Source organism: Brevundimonas sp. BR2-1, assembly GCF_037626195.1.
Taxonomy (GTDB): domain Bacteria; phylum Pseudomonadota; class Alphaproteobacteria; order Caulobacterales; family Caulobacteraceae; genus Brevundimonas.
Map to the genome: position 1 here is coordinate 115,839 of NZ_JARKMV010000002.1, position 15,126 is coordinate 130,964.

Here is a 15,126-nt window from a genome sequence, read left to right on the forward strand (position 1 = left end):
GATGGCCGCGGCGCGTTAAGGCGGATCAGGCTCCGGTCCGGTCGAATCGCTCAAGCCGGAACGGCGTCAGATCGATCGCCGGATCGCGGCCCTCGGCGAGAGCCGCCATCAGCTCGGCCGTGATCGCCGCCATTGTCAGACCCAGGTGCTGGTGGCCGAAGGCATAGAGGATGCGCGGCTCGCCCTTCAGCCGGCCGATGGCGGGCAGATAGTCGGGCAGGGTCGGCCGTGGCCCGACCCAGCGGTCCGGCTCGGGCGGGAAACGGATGCCGAGGTCGGAGAGCCGCTGCTCAAGCATGCGCCATTTGCGCGGATCTCCCGGCGCGTCAGGCGATCCGAACTCGACGAAGCTGGAGGCGCGCAAGCCGCTGGTGAAGCACGACACCACCATCGAATGTTCCTCGAACACAGTCGGCGGCAGGGCCTGATCCCAGCCGTGCTCGGCGCTCTGCACCGAATATCCGCGCTCGGCGATAACCGGAGCCTCGAAGCCGAGCCCGCGCATCAGCCGGCCCGCCCAGGCGCCGGCCGCAACCAGCGCGCCCTCCGCCTCCCGCTCGCGGCCATCGTCGAGGTGCGCCACGACGCGACCGCCGGTTGACAGGCGTTCAACCCGGGCGTGGACCACCTCGCCCCCGCGCGCCAGGAACGCGGCCATGAGGGCGTCACGGGCAGCCTGGGGTTCGCTGACCTGGGCGGTGCCGGAAAAGCGGATGCCGCCGGCGGGGGGCCGCGCCATGACCGCCGCCCAGGAGTCGAGTTCGTCCTCCCCCAGGGGCCGAAAGGCTGCGCTGCCCGTTGCGGCCCCTTCCCAGCTCCGGCGGCCCGCTTCCGCCGCCCGCTCCGACATCCAGACCACGGCGTGGCCGTCGCGGCCGACGACGTCCGGCGCGCCCGAAAACTCCGCCAGCCGCCGCCACGCCGGCAGGGCGTGGGCGAGAATGGCGGTCAGGGCCTGCTGTCCCCGCGCATGACGAGCCGGATCCGAGGCCGCGATGAACCGGATGGCCCATGGCGCCCAGAGGCCGGCGTCCCGCCAGCGGAAATCCAGCGGACCGCCGAGGCCGAACAGCCGACCGGGAAAGGTTCGCAGGCTCTCACGCGACGCCAGCGGCGAGACCTGCTCGGCCGCGATATGGCCGATGTTGCCGAATGACGCCCCGCGCCGGCGATCTCCCGGATCGATCAGGGTCACGGCGAAACCCGCCGCCTGCAACCGCAGCGCGGAAGCGGCCCCGACCAGACCGCCGCCGACCACGAGATAGGACTTCGGCTGCATCGGATCCCGTTGCCTCGACCTGAAGATCGTATACGATAATGACTTAATTCACCGGAGGCGAGCGCCGCATGTCGATTTCCTGGGAGGGCGTAATCCCCGCCGCCACGACTCAGTTCACGGCGGATTTCTCCATCGATTTCGGCTCCACCGCCACGGTGCAGGACGGATTGATCCGCGACGGGGTGCACGGCCTGATCGTCATGGGCACGGTAGGCGAGAACAATTCGCTGGACGCCGACGAGAAGCGCGCCGTCCTGACCGCCACGGTGAGGACGGTGGCGGGCCGGGTCCCGGTCATCGCCGGCGTGGCCGAACTGGACACCCGCCGCGCAGCGGCCTTCGCCCGCGACGCCGAGGCGATCGGCGCCGATGGCCTGATGGTGCTGCCCGCCATGGTCTATGTGCCCACCCAGGCCGAACTCGCCGCCCATTTCCGGACTGTGGCCGAGTCCACCGGCCTTCCGATCATGCTCTACAACAATCCGCCGGCGTATCGCGTCAGCATCGGTTTCGAGGCCCTGCACGCCCTGTCGGATCTGCCCAACGTCGTCGCGGTCAAGGAGAGCGCCCCCGACTCGCGCCGCTTCACCGATCTGCTGAACGAATTCGGCGACCGCTATGTGCTGTTCGCCGGCCTCGACGACGTGGCGCTGGAAGGCCTGATGTTGGGCGCGCGCGGCTGGGTCTCGGGCCTGACCAACGCCTTCCCGAAGGAATCGCTGGCCTTGTGGGACGCCTTCAGGCGTGGCGACATGGAGAAGGCGCTCGCCATCTACCGCTGGTTCATGCCCCTGCTGCACCTCGACGCCGAGCATGACCTGGTCCAGTCGATCAAGCTCGCCGAACAGATCATGGGCCGGGGCCATGAACGGGTCCGCCCGCCGCGCCACCCGCTGGTCGGCGCCCGCCGGGCCGAGGTCGTCGCCATGGTCGAAAAGGCCGCGGCGTCGCGGCCCGTCCTCTAGCCATGGCGCGCCACGTCTTCCGCTGCATCGACGGTCACACTGCCGGCAATCCCGTGCGGCTGGTGATCGAGGGCGCGCCGGCGCTGGACGGCGCCACCATGAGCGCGCGGCGGCAGGACTTCATGACGCGCTACGACTGGATCCGCACCGGCCTCTGTTTCGAGCCGCGCGGCCACGACATGATGAGCGGCGGCTTCCTCTATCCTCCGACCACGCCCGGCGCCGATGTCGGCATCCTGTTCATCGAGACCAGCGGCTGCCTGCCGATGTGCGGCCACGGAACCATCGGCATCGTCACCTTCGCCCTGGAAAACGGCCTGATCACGCCGCGCACGCCCGGAAAGGTCACCGCCGAAGTCCCCGCGGGCGTGATCGAGCTCGACTATGTTCGCGACGGCGGGCGCGTCCGGTCGGTTCGCATCCGCAATGTTGCGTCGTGGCTCGACCGGCAGGGGATCGAGATCGAGGTGCCCGACTTCGGCCCGCTGACGATCGACGTCGCCTATGGCGGCAATTTCTACGCCATTATCGAGCCGCAGGGCGCCTATGCCGGGCTGGACGACCTCGGCGCCGCGCGGATCCTGCAGCTGTCGCCGGTCATTCGCTCTCTGGTGCGCGAATCCTTCACCCCCGTCCATCCGCTCGACCCGACCATTCGCGGCGTGTCCCACCTGCTGTGGGCTGACAAGCCCAAGGGCGAGGGAGCGGACGGGCGCAACGCCGTCTTCTATGGCGACAAGGCCATCGACCGCAGCCCCTGCGGCACCGGCACCTCGGCGCGGCTGGCCCATCTGCACGCAACCGGCCGCCTGCCGGTCGGTCAGGCCTTCGTCCACGAAAGCTATATCGGCAGCCGCTTCATCGGCCGGGTCGAGGCCGAGACCGAGATCGGCGGCCGGCCCGCCATCATCCCCTCGGTCGAGGGGTCGGCCATTGCGACCGGTCTGAACGAGATCTGGATCGACGACGAGGACGTCTTCGCCCACGGCTTCCAGGTGGTCTGAGGATGACCAGCCGCGCGTCCCGCCCCCCGCCCGACCAGGTCTTCGCCGAGGCGCGGGAGCGGATCCTGTCCGGTCGCCTGCCCGCCGACACGCCGATCCGTCAGGACGCCCTGGCGCTGGAACTCGGCGTCAGCAAGATTCCGCTGCGCGAAGCCCTGGCGCGGCTGGAAAGCGACGGACTGGTGGTCTCTCACCCCAACCGCGGCTTCATCGTCCGCCCGCTGTCGCGCGCCGACGCCGAGGATGTGTTCGACCTGCGCCTGCGCATCGAGCCCAACGCCTGCGTGCTGGGCGCGCTCGAGGCGGATCAGGCCGCGCATGACGCCGCCCGCGCGGCCTTTGACGCTCTCGATGCGGCGCTTCGGAACGGCCTCGCCGATATCGGGCGGCGCAATCGGGAATTCCATCTCGCCCTGGTCCGCCCGTCTGGCCGGGGCGTCACGATCGAGACGGTCGACAGGCTGCTGGCCTTGTCCGAACGCTATGTGCGGGTGCACCTGGGCGAGCACCGCCGGCTGGACCGCGCCAGCCATGAGCATGAAACCCTGATGCAGGCGTGGCTGGACCGCCGAACCGAAACCGTCCGCCGCGAGGCACGGGTCCATATCCGCGCGACCCTGGTCGACCTGCGCGCCCAGTTGCCCGAGGCCTAGGCCGCCGGCCAGGCCGGAACGTCGGCGAAGGGTTCCTCCAGACTGTGCTGCGGCTGTGTGAACCACTCGGGTCCCGTGTCGGTCATGTGGAAATGGTCTTCCAGCCGCACGCCGAACTTCCCCGGTACGACGATCATCGGCTCGTTGGAGAAACACATGCCCGTCGCCAGCGGGGTCGTGTCCCCCTTCACCAGATACGGCCCCTCGTGGATATCTAGGCCGATGCCGTGGCCCGTGCGGTGCGGCAGCCCGGGCAGGCGATAGCCGGGACCGAACCCGTCGGCCTCCAGCGAGCGCCGCGCCGCCGCGTCGACGGCTTCGCAGGCGACGCCGGGCCGGGCGGCTTCGAAGGCCGCGGTCTGGGCCCGCTTCTCGGCCTCCCAGACGGTCCGGACCTCGGGCGTCGCCTCGCCGAACACATAGGTTCGGGTGATATCAGAGCTGTAGCCGTCGATCCGCGTGCCCGTGTCGATCAGCACAACGTCTCCGGCCGCCAGGGCCCGATCGCCCTCGCCGCCGTGCGGCAGGGACGTGTCCTCGCCAAAGGAGACGATGCAGAAGGAATTGCCCGATCCGCCAAGGGCGCGATGCTGGTCGTCGATGAACCGGACCACCTCCGAGGCGCGCTGGCCAATGTGAAGCTGTTCATGGGCGCGGCGGTGGACCTCGATCGTGATCGCCTTGGCGTGGCGCATCAGGGCGATTTCGGCCGGCGACTTCCGGCTCCGCAGCGGATGTATCAGCGGCGCGGCGTCGGCGAGGCGGGCGTCGTCGATCTCGGCTCTCAGACTCCGGTACATGGCCAGGGCGATGCGCTCATCGACGGCGAGACGGCCCTTCGCCCCGATCCGGTCCGCGACCAGCCGCCAGGGACTCTGGTCCTCCTCCCAGGTCTGTATCCCGCCAGGGAGACTGATCAGCCCCTCGACCTTCTCCAGCTCGAAGCGCGGCGCGATGTAGTCCAGTCCGCCAGAGACATGCACCACGGCGCCCAGCAGGCGTTCGGATGGATACCAGTCGATCCCGGTGAAATATCGCAGGCTCGACGTCGAACCGAGCAGCACGGCTTCCACGCCCGCCGCCTCCATGCCGCGCCGAAGGCCGGTCAGACGAGCCTGCCGTTCAGCCGACCCGACAGGGGCGGGAACCGATCCCGTAACGTTCGCCATCGTCCGCTCCCGCCTTCACCAGATTGAGTATCGTATACGATCGTGCTCAGGTGGGCGGCGAACGGCAAGGGGGAAGACCTTGGTCCTGACAATTCTGCTGACCGCCCTCGCCTTGCTGGCGGCCGCCTTCGTCGTGGTGCTGGGCCGCGCCGCCCTGAAGCGCGGCGTCGGCGCGCCGGGGCCCGAATCGATCCTCCTCGGCGCGGTCGCCAATTTCTTCGACACCCTGGGCATCGGCTCCTTTGCGCCGACGACCGCCTGGCTCCGCTTCCGCAGGATGACGCCGGACAGTTTCATCCCCGCCACCCTGAACGTGGGCCACGCCCTGCCGACCATGGTCCAGTCGGCCGTCTTCCTCGTGCTGCTGGGCGTGCATGTCGACCCGATGCTGCTCGTGGCCTGCATTGTCGCCGCCGTCGCCGGGGCCGTGGTCGGTGCGCCGCTGATGGTCCGGGCGCCGGTCCGCGTCGTGCAGGGGGTGGTGGGCGTCGCCCTGCTGATCGCTGCCGCCCTCTACGCCATGAGCAACCTCGATCTCATGCCGATCGGAGGAACCGCCACGGCGCTGGAGCCCCGTCTGCTCTGGATCGCCGTCGCCGCTCACTTCGTCATGGGGATGCTTATGGCCTTCGGGATCGGCCTTTACGCCCCGTCCCTGATCCTGCTCAGCCTGCTGGGCCTGGACCCGCGGCTGGCCTTCCCGGTGATGGCAAGCGCCTGCGCCTTCCTGATGCCGACGACCGGCTTCCGGTACATCCATGCCGAGCGCATCGACCTGCGGATCGTGATCGGCGTCGCCCTTGGCGGTATTCCGGCCGTTCTCGTCGCCGCCTTCGTGGTCAAGGAGATGCCGATCGAGCCGCTGCGGTGGGCTGTCGTGGTCGTGGTGCTCTACGCAGCCCTGCTGCTGCTGAGAGCGGCGTTCTCGCCCCGACCCGACAGGTCCCTGAAATAGTCGCTGCGGCTGCCTGACACCGCGCAAGGTGTTCTGGCTCCGCATCTCCTGATAGGTGCTTTTACGTGGCGTGGCTGTTCACCGCCGCGCCGTCCTTTTTGAAGCTGCGCCATCTTGGAAGCCCCCCTGCCCTCATCCATTCGACCGCTGTCCCCGGCCTCGGCCCTGGCGTTCGTGCGCGAGACGAGGGCCGGCGTCCTGCTGTGCCTTGCGGTGACCTTGGCCGCCGTCGGTCTCACCAGCCTTGAGCAGTATCTGACCGGAGGCGTGTGGCTGGAGACGCTCGTGCTGGCGATCCTGCTGGGCGCGGGTCTGCGCGCCGTCTGGACGCCGGATTCGCGCTTCGAGGTCGGCATCGCCTTCAGCGCCAGGACCCTGCTGGAAATCGCCGTCGTACTGCTCGGAGCGTCGGTCAGCGCCGCCACGCTGTCGGCTCTGGGGGCGACTTTGGTGTTCGGCATCCTCGCCCTGGTGGCGCTGACCATCGTCATCGGTTTCGCCATCGGACGGATGCTGGGGTTGAACACCTCCATGGCCCTGCTGATCGCATGCGGCAACGCCATTTGCGGCAACTCGGCCATCGCCGCCGTCGCTCCGGTGATCGACGCCGACGGCGAAGAGGTCGCCACCTCCATCGCCTTCACGGCCGTGCTGGGGGTGGTCGTGGTGCTGACCCTGCCGCTCCTCGGGGGGCTGCTGTCCATGACCGACATGCAGTACGGCGTGCTGGCCGGGCTGAGCGTCTATGCGGTGCCTCAGGTTCTCGCCGCAGCCGCCCCGTTCGGCCTCGCGGCGATCCAGACCGGGACTGTAGTCAAGCTGGTGCGGGTGCTGATGCTGGGACCGGTGATCCTGGTCCTGTCCTTGCTGTTCCGCGACCGCACCCGGCCGGGCGGCAGGCCGGGCCTGCACCGCCTGCTGCCCTGGTTCATCATCGGCTTCATTCTGATGATCGGCCTGCGCTCGATGGACCTGATCCCGCAGACCTTCCTGCTGCCGCTCGCCGCCGCATCCAGCCTGCTGACCGTGATCTCCATGGCGGCGCTGGGATTGCAGACCGACATCCGCGCGGTGGCCCGCGCCGGCGGCCGGGCCGTCGGGACCGTCACCCTGTCCCTGGCAGTCCTCATTGTGCTCGGCCTGGCGCTGATTCGCCTTCTGGGTCTGTAGTCGCAGGCGTCAGCCCGGCGAGCTCATGCCCGGCGCGCGCTGACGGAAGCCTGCCCGCCGATCTTCGGCAGAAGATGGCGAAACTCGCGGACGGCGATGGGCCACATCTCGATCAGGCGGAGCGCGAGCGGAGACCGGGTTTCCGCCGCATGTCGCGCGACCAGCGCCTTCAGCCGCTCCGCCGCCTCGCCCGCGACGCCGCCGCCCGCGACCGAGTCGCCGTTGACCCGCACAAGGGCGGTTCCGTCGGGATCATGGATGAAGGCCTCGCCGCCCGACATCCCGGCCCCGAAATTCCACCCGGTCGAGCCGAGGATCACGACCGTTCCGCCGGTCATATATTCGCAGCCATGCGCACCGCATCCTTCCACGACCGCGTCGGCGCCGGAATTCCTGACCGCGAACCGCTCGCCCGCCGCGCCCGCGGCGAACAGGGCGCCCGAGGTGGCTCCGTACAGGCAGGTGTTGCCGATCAGGGCTTCCCCGGCGGCCCAGGCCGAAGGGCGCACGATGATCTCCGCGCCCGACAAACCCTTGCCGACATAATCATTCGCCTCGCCGTCCAGTTCGATGCGCAGGCCCCCGACGCCCCAGGCCGCCAGCGACTGCCCTGCCGCCCCGCGCAGCTTCAACGTCAGATGACCGGCGGGCAGTGTCGAGCCGTAACGCCGTACGATATGCGATGAAATCCGGGCTCCGATCGCTCTCTGCGTATTGGCCACGGCATAGGTCAGCGACATCTTCTCGCGCTGTGTCAGAAAGCCGGCCGCATCCTCGACGATCCGCGCGTCCAGCGTGTCCGGAACGGCGTTCCAGGGCGGCTCTGCGCAGCGTGTCTCTCCGTCCCCGACCCGCACCAGCAGCGGGTTCAGGTCGAGATCGTCCAGGTGGGCATCGCCGCGCGACACCTGGCGCAGCAGGTCGGTCCGGCCTACCGCCTCATCAAGGGACCGCAGTCCCATGGCGGCCAGCACCTCGCGCGTCTCCTCGGCGATGAAGCTGAACAGATTGACCACCTTCTCGGGCGTGCCGGTGAACATGGCGCGCAACCGCTCGTCCTGAACGCAGACGCCGACCGGACAGGTGTTGGAGTGGCACTGGCGCACCATCAGACAGCCGACCGCGATCAGGCTGGCCGTGCCGATGCCGAACTCCTCGGCGCCCAGCATGGCCGCAATGACGATGTCCCGCCCGGTCCGCAAACCGCCGTCGGTCCGCAGACGAACCCGCCCCCGCAGACCGTTCAGGCTCAGCACCTGATGCGCCTCGGACAGGCCCAGTTCCCACGGCAGGCCGGCGTGTTTGATCGATCCCAGCGCCGAGGCGCCCGTTCCGCCGTTGTGGCCGGCGATCAGGATCACATCGGCCTTGGCCTTCGCCACCCCGGCCGCGACCGCGCCGATGCCCGACTGGGCCACCAGCTTGACCGTCACCCGCGCGTCCGGATTGACCTGTTTCAGGTCGTAGATCAGCTGGGCCAGGTCCTCGATCGAATAGATGTCGTGGTGCGGCGGCGGGCTGATCAGGCCCACGCCCGGCGTCGAATGGCGCATGCGGGCGATGAATTCGGTGACCTTGAAACCGGGGATCTGGCCGCCCTCGCCCGGCTTGGCGCCCTGGGCCACCTTGATCTCGATCTCGCGGCACTGGTTCAGATATTCGGCGGTGACGCCGAACCGGCCCGAGGCGATCTGCTTGACCGCGCTGTTGGCGTTGTCGCCGTTGGGACGCGGCGTATAGCGTTCGGGGTCTTCCCCGCCTTCACCCGAGACGGACCTCGCCCCGATACGGTTCATGGCGATGTTCAGCGTCTCATGCGCCTCGGGCGACAGGGCGCCCAGGGACATGCCGGGGGTGACGAACCGGCGGCGAATGTCATTGACGCTCTCGACCTCGTCGACGGCGACCGGAATGGCCTCGCGGAAGTCCAGCAGGTCCCGCAGGGCCGTCGACGGCAGCTCCCGGACCCGACGTGAGTAGGCCTTGAACCGCCCATAGTCGCCGCGCGTCGTCGCGTCCTGAAGCCGGTGGATCAGCTCGGCGTCCCAGCCGTGGGTCTCCTCGCCCGCCCGGATGCGATGCGAACCGCCGATGCGCAGCGCGGGCCGCCAGGCCTCGAAGCCGCGCGCCGTCTTGCGGATGACCTGCGCCTCGATCCCGGCCAGGCCGATGCCCGAGATGCGCGACGTCATGCCCGGGAAGAATTCGGCCACAAGGGCGCGGCTCAGCCCCAGCGCCTCGAACTCGCACGCCCCGCGATAGGCCGAGATGACCGAGATCCCTTTCTTGGCGAGGATCTTCATCAGCCCGGCCTCGACCGCGGCCTTGTGATTCAGGCAGGCGTCGCGAAGCGTCAGGCCCGGATAGCGCCCGCTCGCCAGCCGCTCGAGGAAGGTTTCCTGCGCCAGCCAGCCGTTGACCGCCGTGGCGCCGCATCCGACCAGGACCGCGAACGTGTGGGCGTCGATGGCCTCGGCCGCGCGCACCACCAGCGAGCAATAGGTGCGCAGCCCCTCGTCAACCAGCCGGCCGTGCACGGCGGCCGTGGCCAGGATCATCGGGATCAGCGGCCGGCCCTCGCCCATCCGCTCGTCGGTCAGCACGATCAGGCCTGCGCCGCCCTTCGCCGCCGCCACCGCCTCGTCCCGGATGCGGTCCAGCGCCTGTTTGAGCGCGCCCTCTCCGGCGGGGAAGGTGCAGTCGACGACCGTGGTCGCCCCGGCCCCGACGACATCCAGCATCCGGTCGTACATGCCGGTCGTCAGCACCGGACTGTCCAGCACGAAGACCTGCGTCTGGGTCTCGTCCTGGGCGAGTATGTTGCCCAGGTTCTTGAACCGCGTCCGCAGGCTCATCGCCCCCGCTTCGCGCAGGGAGTCGATCGGCGGATTGGTGACCTGGGCGAAGGCCTGGCGGAAATAGTGGGCGAAGGGCCGGTCCTGAAGCGACAGCACGGCGGGCGGCGCATCGTCGCCCATGGACGCCACCGCCTCCTTGCCCTCCCCGGCCATCGGATCCAGCAGGGTGTCGATATCCTCCTGGGTCCAGCCGACGGCGGCCTGGAAGCGCGTCAGCGCCTCGCCCGACAGGCGGCGTGGCTCGGGCCCGGGACCGACCAGCGGCTCCAGCTCGACCATGTTCGACAACCACTGGCGGTACGGCAGCGCGGCCGCCAACCGGTCGACGGTCTGCGTCTCGTCGTAGAGGACGCCCGCCTCCAGATCGACGGAGATCATACGCCCGCCGCCGATGTGCAGACGCCGCTTGATCCGGTCGTCCGCGATCCCGGTCATCCCGACTTCGGAACCGCAGATCAGCAGGCCGTCGACCGTCTCGGCCACCCGCAGGGGACGCAGGCCGTTGCGGTCCTTGCCCGCCACCACCCAGCGTCCGTCCGTGGCGCAGATCGCCGCCGGTCCGTCCCACGGCTCCATGACCGCATTGCAATAGGCGTAGAGGGCGCGGTGGTCGTCGCTGATCACCCCCTCGATCGGAGCCTCCGGCATGAGCAGGGCCTTGACCATGGGTGCGGGCCGGCCGGCGCGGACCAGAACCTCGAATACATTGTCCAGCGCCGCCGAGTCGGAACCGCCCGCCTGTATCACCGGCTTGACCGTCGCGTCGTCGGCGCCGAAGGCCTCGGCCGTCATGCGGATCTCGTGGCTGCGCATCCAGCCGGCGTTGCCGCGCAGGGTGTTGATCTCGCCATTGTGGGCCAGCATCCGGAACGGCTGGGCCAGTCGCCATTCGGGGAAGGTGTTGGTCGAATAGCGCTGATGGAACAGGGCCACATTGGCCTCGACCCGAGGGTCGTTCAGGTCCGGATAAAAGTCCGCCAGCGCCTGAGCCAGCATCATCCCCTTGTAGATGACCGACCGCGCCGACAGCGAGCAGACGTAGAAATGCTGCAGACCCGCCGCCGTCGCCCGCGCCTCGATCCGGCGACGCAGCAGGTACAGCGCCCGCTCCAGCGCCTCCCCCTCCAGACCTTCGGGCGCGCTGAGCATGATCTGCTCGATCTCGGGCCGGGTCGCGGCGGCGCGCTGGCCCAGCACCGACACATGGGTCGGCACCTGCCGCCAGCCGTAGAGCCAGAAGCCCGCCGCCATCACCTCGCGCTCGACGATGGTCCGCGCCCGTTCCTGCGCCCCCAGATCGACCCGCGGCAGGAAGATCATGCCGACGGCTATGGGTCCCGGGCGGGGCTCGTGACCGGCGTCGCGCACCTGGGCTTCGAAGAAGGCGCGCGGCAGACCGATCAGGATGCCCGCCCCGTCGCCGGACCTGCCGTCCGCGTCCACCGCCCCGCGATGCCAGACGGCCTTGAGCGCCTTCAGGGCCAGGTCGACCACTTCACGACGCGGTCTCCCGTCGATGGCGGCGACTAGACCGACGCCGCAGGCGTCGCGCTCGGACGCCGGGTCATAGGCGTGGGCGTCGATCAGCCGCTGGCGGTCAGCCTGATATTGCCCGGGATCGAAGGTCACGCCGCCGCCCTCTCGCGGCTGGTCAGCCATGCCTCGATCTCGGCCGCCGCGTCCTGTCCGTCGCGCACCGCCCAGACCACCAGCGAGGCTCCGCGCACGATGTCGCCCGCGGCGAACACGCCCTCCAGGGTCGTCGCCTTCGTGCGGGCGGCGGTGCGGATCGTCCGCCATTCGGTCAGGGCCAGATCGGGCTCGGCGAACAGTCCCGGCATGTCCTCGGGATCGAAGCCGAGGGCCTCGATGACCAGATCGGCGGCGAGGTCGAACTCCCCGCCCGGAACAGGTTCGACGCTCCAGCGCCCATCGGCCGACTGCGCCGCCAGCGCCATCCGCTGCGCCCGCACCCCGGTGACCCGCTCGGCCTCGCCCAGCACGGCGCGGGGCGCGGCCAGCCATTCGAAGACCACCCCCTCCTCCTCGGCGTTCGCAACCTCGCGCGCGCTGCCCGGCATGTTGTCCCGGTCGCGGCGGTACAGGCAGGTCACGGAGGCCGCACCCTGGCGCACGGCGGTGCGCACGCAGTCCATGGCCGTGTCGCCGCCGCCGATCACCACCACCCGCTTGCCCGAAGCGTTCAGGGCGCCGCCGTCAAAGGCCGGCACGGCGTCGCCGAAGCCCTTGCGGTTCGAGGCGATCAGATAGTCCAGCGCCGCGACCACCCCGTCCGAGCCACACCCGGGCGCGGTCAGCCGCCGCGCCTGATAGACGCCCGTCGCCACCAGCACTGCGTCATGGGCCGCCCGCACCTCGCCGAACGGCAAATCTCCGCCGACGTCGACCCCCAGCCGGAACCTGACCCCGCCCTCGATAAGCCGGTCCAGCCGGCGCTGAACCACATGCTTCTCCAGCTTGAAGCCCGGGATGCCATAGGTCAGCAGACCGCCCGCGCGGTCGTGCCGGTCATAGATCGTCACCGCATAGCCCGCCGACCGCAGCCGGTCCGCAGCCGCCATCCCGGCCGGCCCGGCGCCGACGATCCCCACCGAGGCGCCGCGCTCGACCCGCGGCCGGATCGGATCGACCCAGCCGTTCTCGAAGGCCATGTCGCCCAGCCAGCGCTCGACCGAACCGATGGTGACCGTCTCCCAGCCCGCCTGTTCCAGGGTGCAGCTGCCTTCGCACAGCCGATCCTGCGGACAGATGCGGCCGCAGATTTCGGGCAGCGTCGACGTCGCCTCGACCTGCCGCCACGCCTCCTCGGCCCGGCCTTCGGCGGCCAGCCTCAGCCAGTCGGGAATGTTGTTCTGCAGCGGACAGCCCGTCTGGCAGAAGGGCACGCCGCACTGCGCGCAGCGGCTCGACTGCCCCTTCCCCGCAACCGGCGTGAAGTCCGCATGGATTTCATCGAACCCGCGCACGCGATCGGCGGCGCCCGCCTTGGCCGGCCCGATCCTCGGAGTCACGACAAAAGTCTGGTTTACGGACGACACGTCGATCCCTTCGCTATTGCACAAGAACTACGGCCGCGAGTGGAGCATAGCAACTTCCGTGCAAGCCGTGCACGTCATGCGGATCGACACGCAAAATCACACCGATCATGCACGAAAAATAGCAACACCCCACCAATCTGCCTTGTGCGACGCATTCAGAACAGGGACTCGATTCAGCCACGGCGCAGACGCCGGAAAGCGGCCCAGTCAGGTCGTCGTCATGATATCGGACATAGATCGCGCCAGGTCGGTGACGACGTACGGAGAGGGACGCGCCGCTTCTGCAAGGCGATGCTCGCACTGCAGCATCTATTGCCGTCCCGCGCCGGTTCGTGGAGTGGCATCGCCGGTCCGCCGGTGTTGGAGGGCGTCTCCCTGACCGGCATGGGCAAGACCATCCTCGCCAGCCCTCAGGCCGTGGCCTGGGGCGAAGCCGGGAAGTCGTAACGCTGGGGAACCGGCGACCATGAGTTCGGCCCCTCGCGAGTCGGCGGATACTCTGGGCCGTCGCGCGGAACAGGCGTTGACACCGGTTACCATGCACCCCCATTCTGGGGTCGGATGTCGCCGACAGCCGCTCGGAAACAGGGCGGATCGGCCGGGAAACACGGGACGAGGCGATCATGAGCAACGTTGCAGGCGCGACCGCGAACCAACCCGCGCCCGCGGGCAAATACCGCTGGGTGGTGGTGTGGCTGCTGTTCGCCGCCATGGTCATCAACTACGTCGACCGTCAGGCGATCGGGGTGCTGAAGCCCACCCTGATGACCGAGTTCAGCTGGACCGAGGGCGACTTCGCCAACATCATCTTCTGGTTCCAGGCCGCCTATGCCGTGTCCTACCTGTTGTGGGGCCGGATCGTGGACCGGATCGGGGCCCGCTGGGGCTTCGGCCTGGCCTTCATCATCTGGCAGATCGCCTTCATCGCCCACGCCGGAATTCGCAACATCAACCACGCCATCTTCGCGCGCGTGGCGCTTGGCGTCGGCGAGGGCGGAGGCTTCCCCGCCGGCATCAAGGCGGTCACGGAGTGGTTCCCCAAGCGGGAACGCGCCTTCGCCGTCGGCCTGTTCAACGCCGGCACCAATATCGGGGCGATTGTGACCCCGCTGATCATTCCACTGCTCGCCTCGGTCTGGCTGGGCACGGCCGAGGATCCGAACTGGCGGATGGCCCTGATCATCACCGGCGTCGCCGGCCTGATCTGGGTGCCGATCTGGTTCATGGTCTACAAGCGGCCCCACGAGCACAAGCAGGTCACGCCCGAAGAGCTGGACTACATCGCCCAGGACGCGCCCGACCCGGCCCACAAGATTGGCTGGCTGAAGCTGCTGACGGTCAAGGAAACCTGGGCCTACGCCCTGGGCAAATTCCTCATCGATCCGATCTGGTGGTTCTTCCTCTTCTGGCTGCCGGGCTTCCTGGGAACCCAGTACGATCTCAACCTGCTGACCTTCGGTCCACCGCTGATCGCCATCTATCTGCTGAGCGACGTGGGCTCGATCGGCGGGGGCTGGCTGTCCAGCCAGTTCCTCAAGCGCGGCATGAGCCTGAACGCGGCGCGCAAGCTGACCATGCTGATCTGCGCCCTGGCCGTTATTCCGGTCGCCTTCGCCGGCATGGCGTCCAACGTATGGACGGCGGTCCTGATCATCGGCATCGCCACGGCCGCCCACCAAGGGTTCTCGGCCAACCTCTACGCCATGCCGGGGGACGTCTTCCCGCGCTCGGCGGTGGGCTCGGTCGTGGGCATCGGCGGCATGATCGGCGGCTTCGGCGGCATGGCCATGGCCAAATACGCCGGCTACGTCCTGGACAAGATCGGCAGCTACACGCCCATCTTCGTGGTCGCGGCCTCGGCCTATCTGATCGCCCTGCTGGTCATCCACCTGCTGTCGCCGCGCTACGAGCCGGCCAAGGTCTGATCCCCTCCCTGAGGCCGCCGCGCCTGTGCGTGACGGCCTCAGCCGGCGGGCCTTCCGTGAGGTAACCCTATGAATAATCACGTGCCTGC

The 15,126-nt window shown here is 69.1% G+C and carries 11 protein-coding genes; 7 read left to right on the forward strand and 4 right to left on the reverse strand.

What is annotated here, in order from left to right:
• Positions 1-25: 25 nt before the first annotated feature.
• Positions 26-1,279, reverse strand: a complete 1,254-nt coding sequence (locus BrevBR_RS10180; protein ID WP_340000861.1) for an NAD(P)/FAD-dependent oxidoreductase — start codon at positions 1,277-1,279, stop codon at positions 26-28.
• 68 nt (positions 1,280-1,347) lie between these two features.
• On the opposite strand from BrevBR_RS10180, the gene BrevBR_RS10185 reads away from it, so the two are divergent.
• Genes BrevBR_RS10185 through BrevBR_RS10195 form a run of 3 tightly spaced genes read left to right on the forward strand, consistent with a single transcriptional unit; the run spans position 1,348 to position 3,901 of the window.
• Positions 1,348-2,244: a dihydrodipicolinate synthase family protein gene (locus BrevBR_RS10185; RefSeq protein ID WP_332641380.1), complete on the forward strand. Its 897-nt coding sequence runs from the start codon at positions 1,348-1,350 to the stop codon at positions 2,242-2,244.
• A gap of 2 nt (positions 2,245-2,246) precedes the next feature.
• Positions 2,247-3,248 carry a 4-hydroxyproline epimerase gene (locus BrevBR_RS10190; protein WP_332641381.1) on the forward strand — a complete coding sequence of 334 codons (1,002 nt, stop codon included), beginning with the start codon at positions 2,247-2,249 and terminating at the stop codon, positions 3,246-3,248.
• Between the two features lie 2 nt (positions 3,249-3,250).
• Positions 3,251-3,901: a GntR family transcriptional regulator gene (locus BrevBR_RS10195; RefSeq protein ID WP_340000862.1), complete on the forward strand. Its 651-nt coding sequence runs from the start codon at positions 3,251-3,253 to the stop codon at positions 3,899-3,901.
• Here the strand turns inward: BrevBR_RS10195 and BrevBR_RS10200 are convergent.
• Entirely contained in the window at positions 3,898-5,070 is a 1,173-nt protein-coding gene (locus BrevBR_RS10200) for a M24 family metallopeptidase (protein ID WP_340000863.1), read from the reverse strand. The genes BrevBR_RS10195 and BrevBR_RS10200 overlap by 4 nt on opposite strands.
• Before the next feature lie 79 nt (positions 5,071-5,149).
• Here BrevBR_RS10200 and BrevBR_RS10205 point away from each other — a divergent pair, with 79 nt between their 5' ends.
• Both BrevBR_RS10205 and BrevBR_RS10210 read left to right on the forward strand, forming a co-directional pair.
• Positions 5,150-6,025, forward strand: coding sequence for a TSUP family transporter (locus tag BrevBR_RS10205; protein WP_340000864.1), 876 nt, complete (start codon positions 5,150-5,152; stop codon positions 6,023-6,025).
• Positions 6,026-6,139: 114 nt separating this feature from the next.
• Positions 6,140-7,195, forward strand: a complete 1,056-nt coding sequence (locus BrevBR_RS10210) for a YeiH family protein (RefSeq protein WP_340000865.1) — start codon at positions 6,140-6,142, stop codon at positions 7,193-7,195.
• A 23-nt stretch (positions 7,196-7,218) separates the two neighbouring features.
• On the opposite strand, the gene gltB is transcribed toward BrevBR_RS10210, so the two are convergent.
• Both gltB and BrevBR_RS10220 read right to left on the reverse strand, forming a co-directional pair.
• Positions 7,219-11,712 carry a glutamate synthase large subunit gene (gene gltB / locus BrevBR_RS10215; protein ID WP_340000866.1) on the reverse strand — a complete coding sequence of 1,498 codons (4,494 nt, stop codon included), beginning with the start codon at positions 11,710-11,712 and terminating at the stop codon, positions 7,219-7,221.
• Positions 11,679-13,085 carry an NAD(P)-dependent oxidoreductase gene (locus BrevBR_RS10220; RefSeq protein WP_340000867.1) on the reverse strand — a complete coding sequence of 469 codons (1,407 nt, stop codon included), beginning with the start codon at positions 13,083-13,085 and terminating at the stop codon, positions 11,679-11,681. Before BrevBR_RS10220 ends, gltB begins: the two co-directional genes overlap by 34 nt.
• Positions 13,086-13,424: 339 nt before the next feature.
• Here BrevBR_RS10220 and BrevBR_RS10225 point away from each other — a divergent pair, with 339 nt between their 5' ends.
• Positions 13,425-13,559: a hypothetical protein gene (locus BrevBR_RS10225; protein WP_340000868.1), complete on the forward strand. Its 135-nt coding sequence runs from the start codon at positions 13,425-13,427 to the stop codon at positions 13,557-13,559.
• 176 nt (positions 13,560-13,735) lie between these two features.
• Positions 13,736-15,037, forward strand: coding sequence for an MFS transporter (locus tag BrevBR_RS10230; protein WP_332641389.1), 1,302 nt, complete (start codon positions 13,736-13,738; stop codon positions 15,035-15,037).
• The last annotated feature ends 89 nt before the right edge of the window (positions 15,038-15,126 follow it).

Bases quoted from the DNA above. Each gene is read 5' to 3' on its own strand.
- BrevBR_RS10200 (WP_340000863.1), bottom strand. From the start codon at position 5,070: ATGGCGAACGTTACGGGATCGGTTCCCGCCCCTGTCGGGTCGGCTGAA.
- gltB (WP_340000866.1), bottom strand. From the start codon at position 11,712: ATGGCTGACCAGCCGCGAGAGGGCGGCGGCGTGACCTTCGATCCCGGG.
- BrevBR_RS10195 (WP_340000862.1), top strand. From the start codon at position 3,251: ATGACCAGCCGCGCGTCCCGCCCCCCGCCCGACCAGGTCTTCGCCGAG.
- BrevBR_RS10190 (WP_332641381.1), top strand. From the start codon at position 2,247: ATGGCGCGCCACGTCTTCCGCTGCATCGACGGTCACACTGCCGGCAAT.
- BrevBR_RS10180 (WP_340000861.1), bottom strand. From the start codon at position 1,279: ATGCAGCCGAAGTCCTATCTCGTGGTCGGCGGCGGTCTGGTCGGGGCC.
- BrevBR_RS10185 (WP_332641380.1), top strand. From the start codon at position 1,348: ATGTCGATTTCCTGGGAGGGCGTAATCCCCGCCGCCACGACTCAGTTC.
- BrevBR_RS10230 (WP_332641389.1), top strand. From the start codon at position 13,736: ATGAGCAACGTTGCAGGCGCGACCGCGAACCAACCCGCGCCCGCGGGC.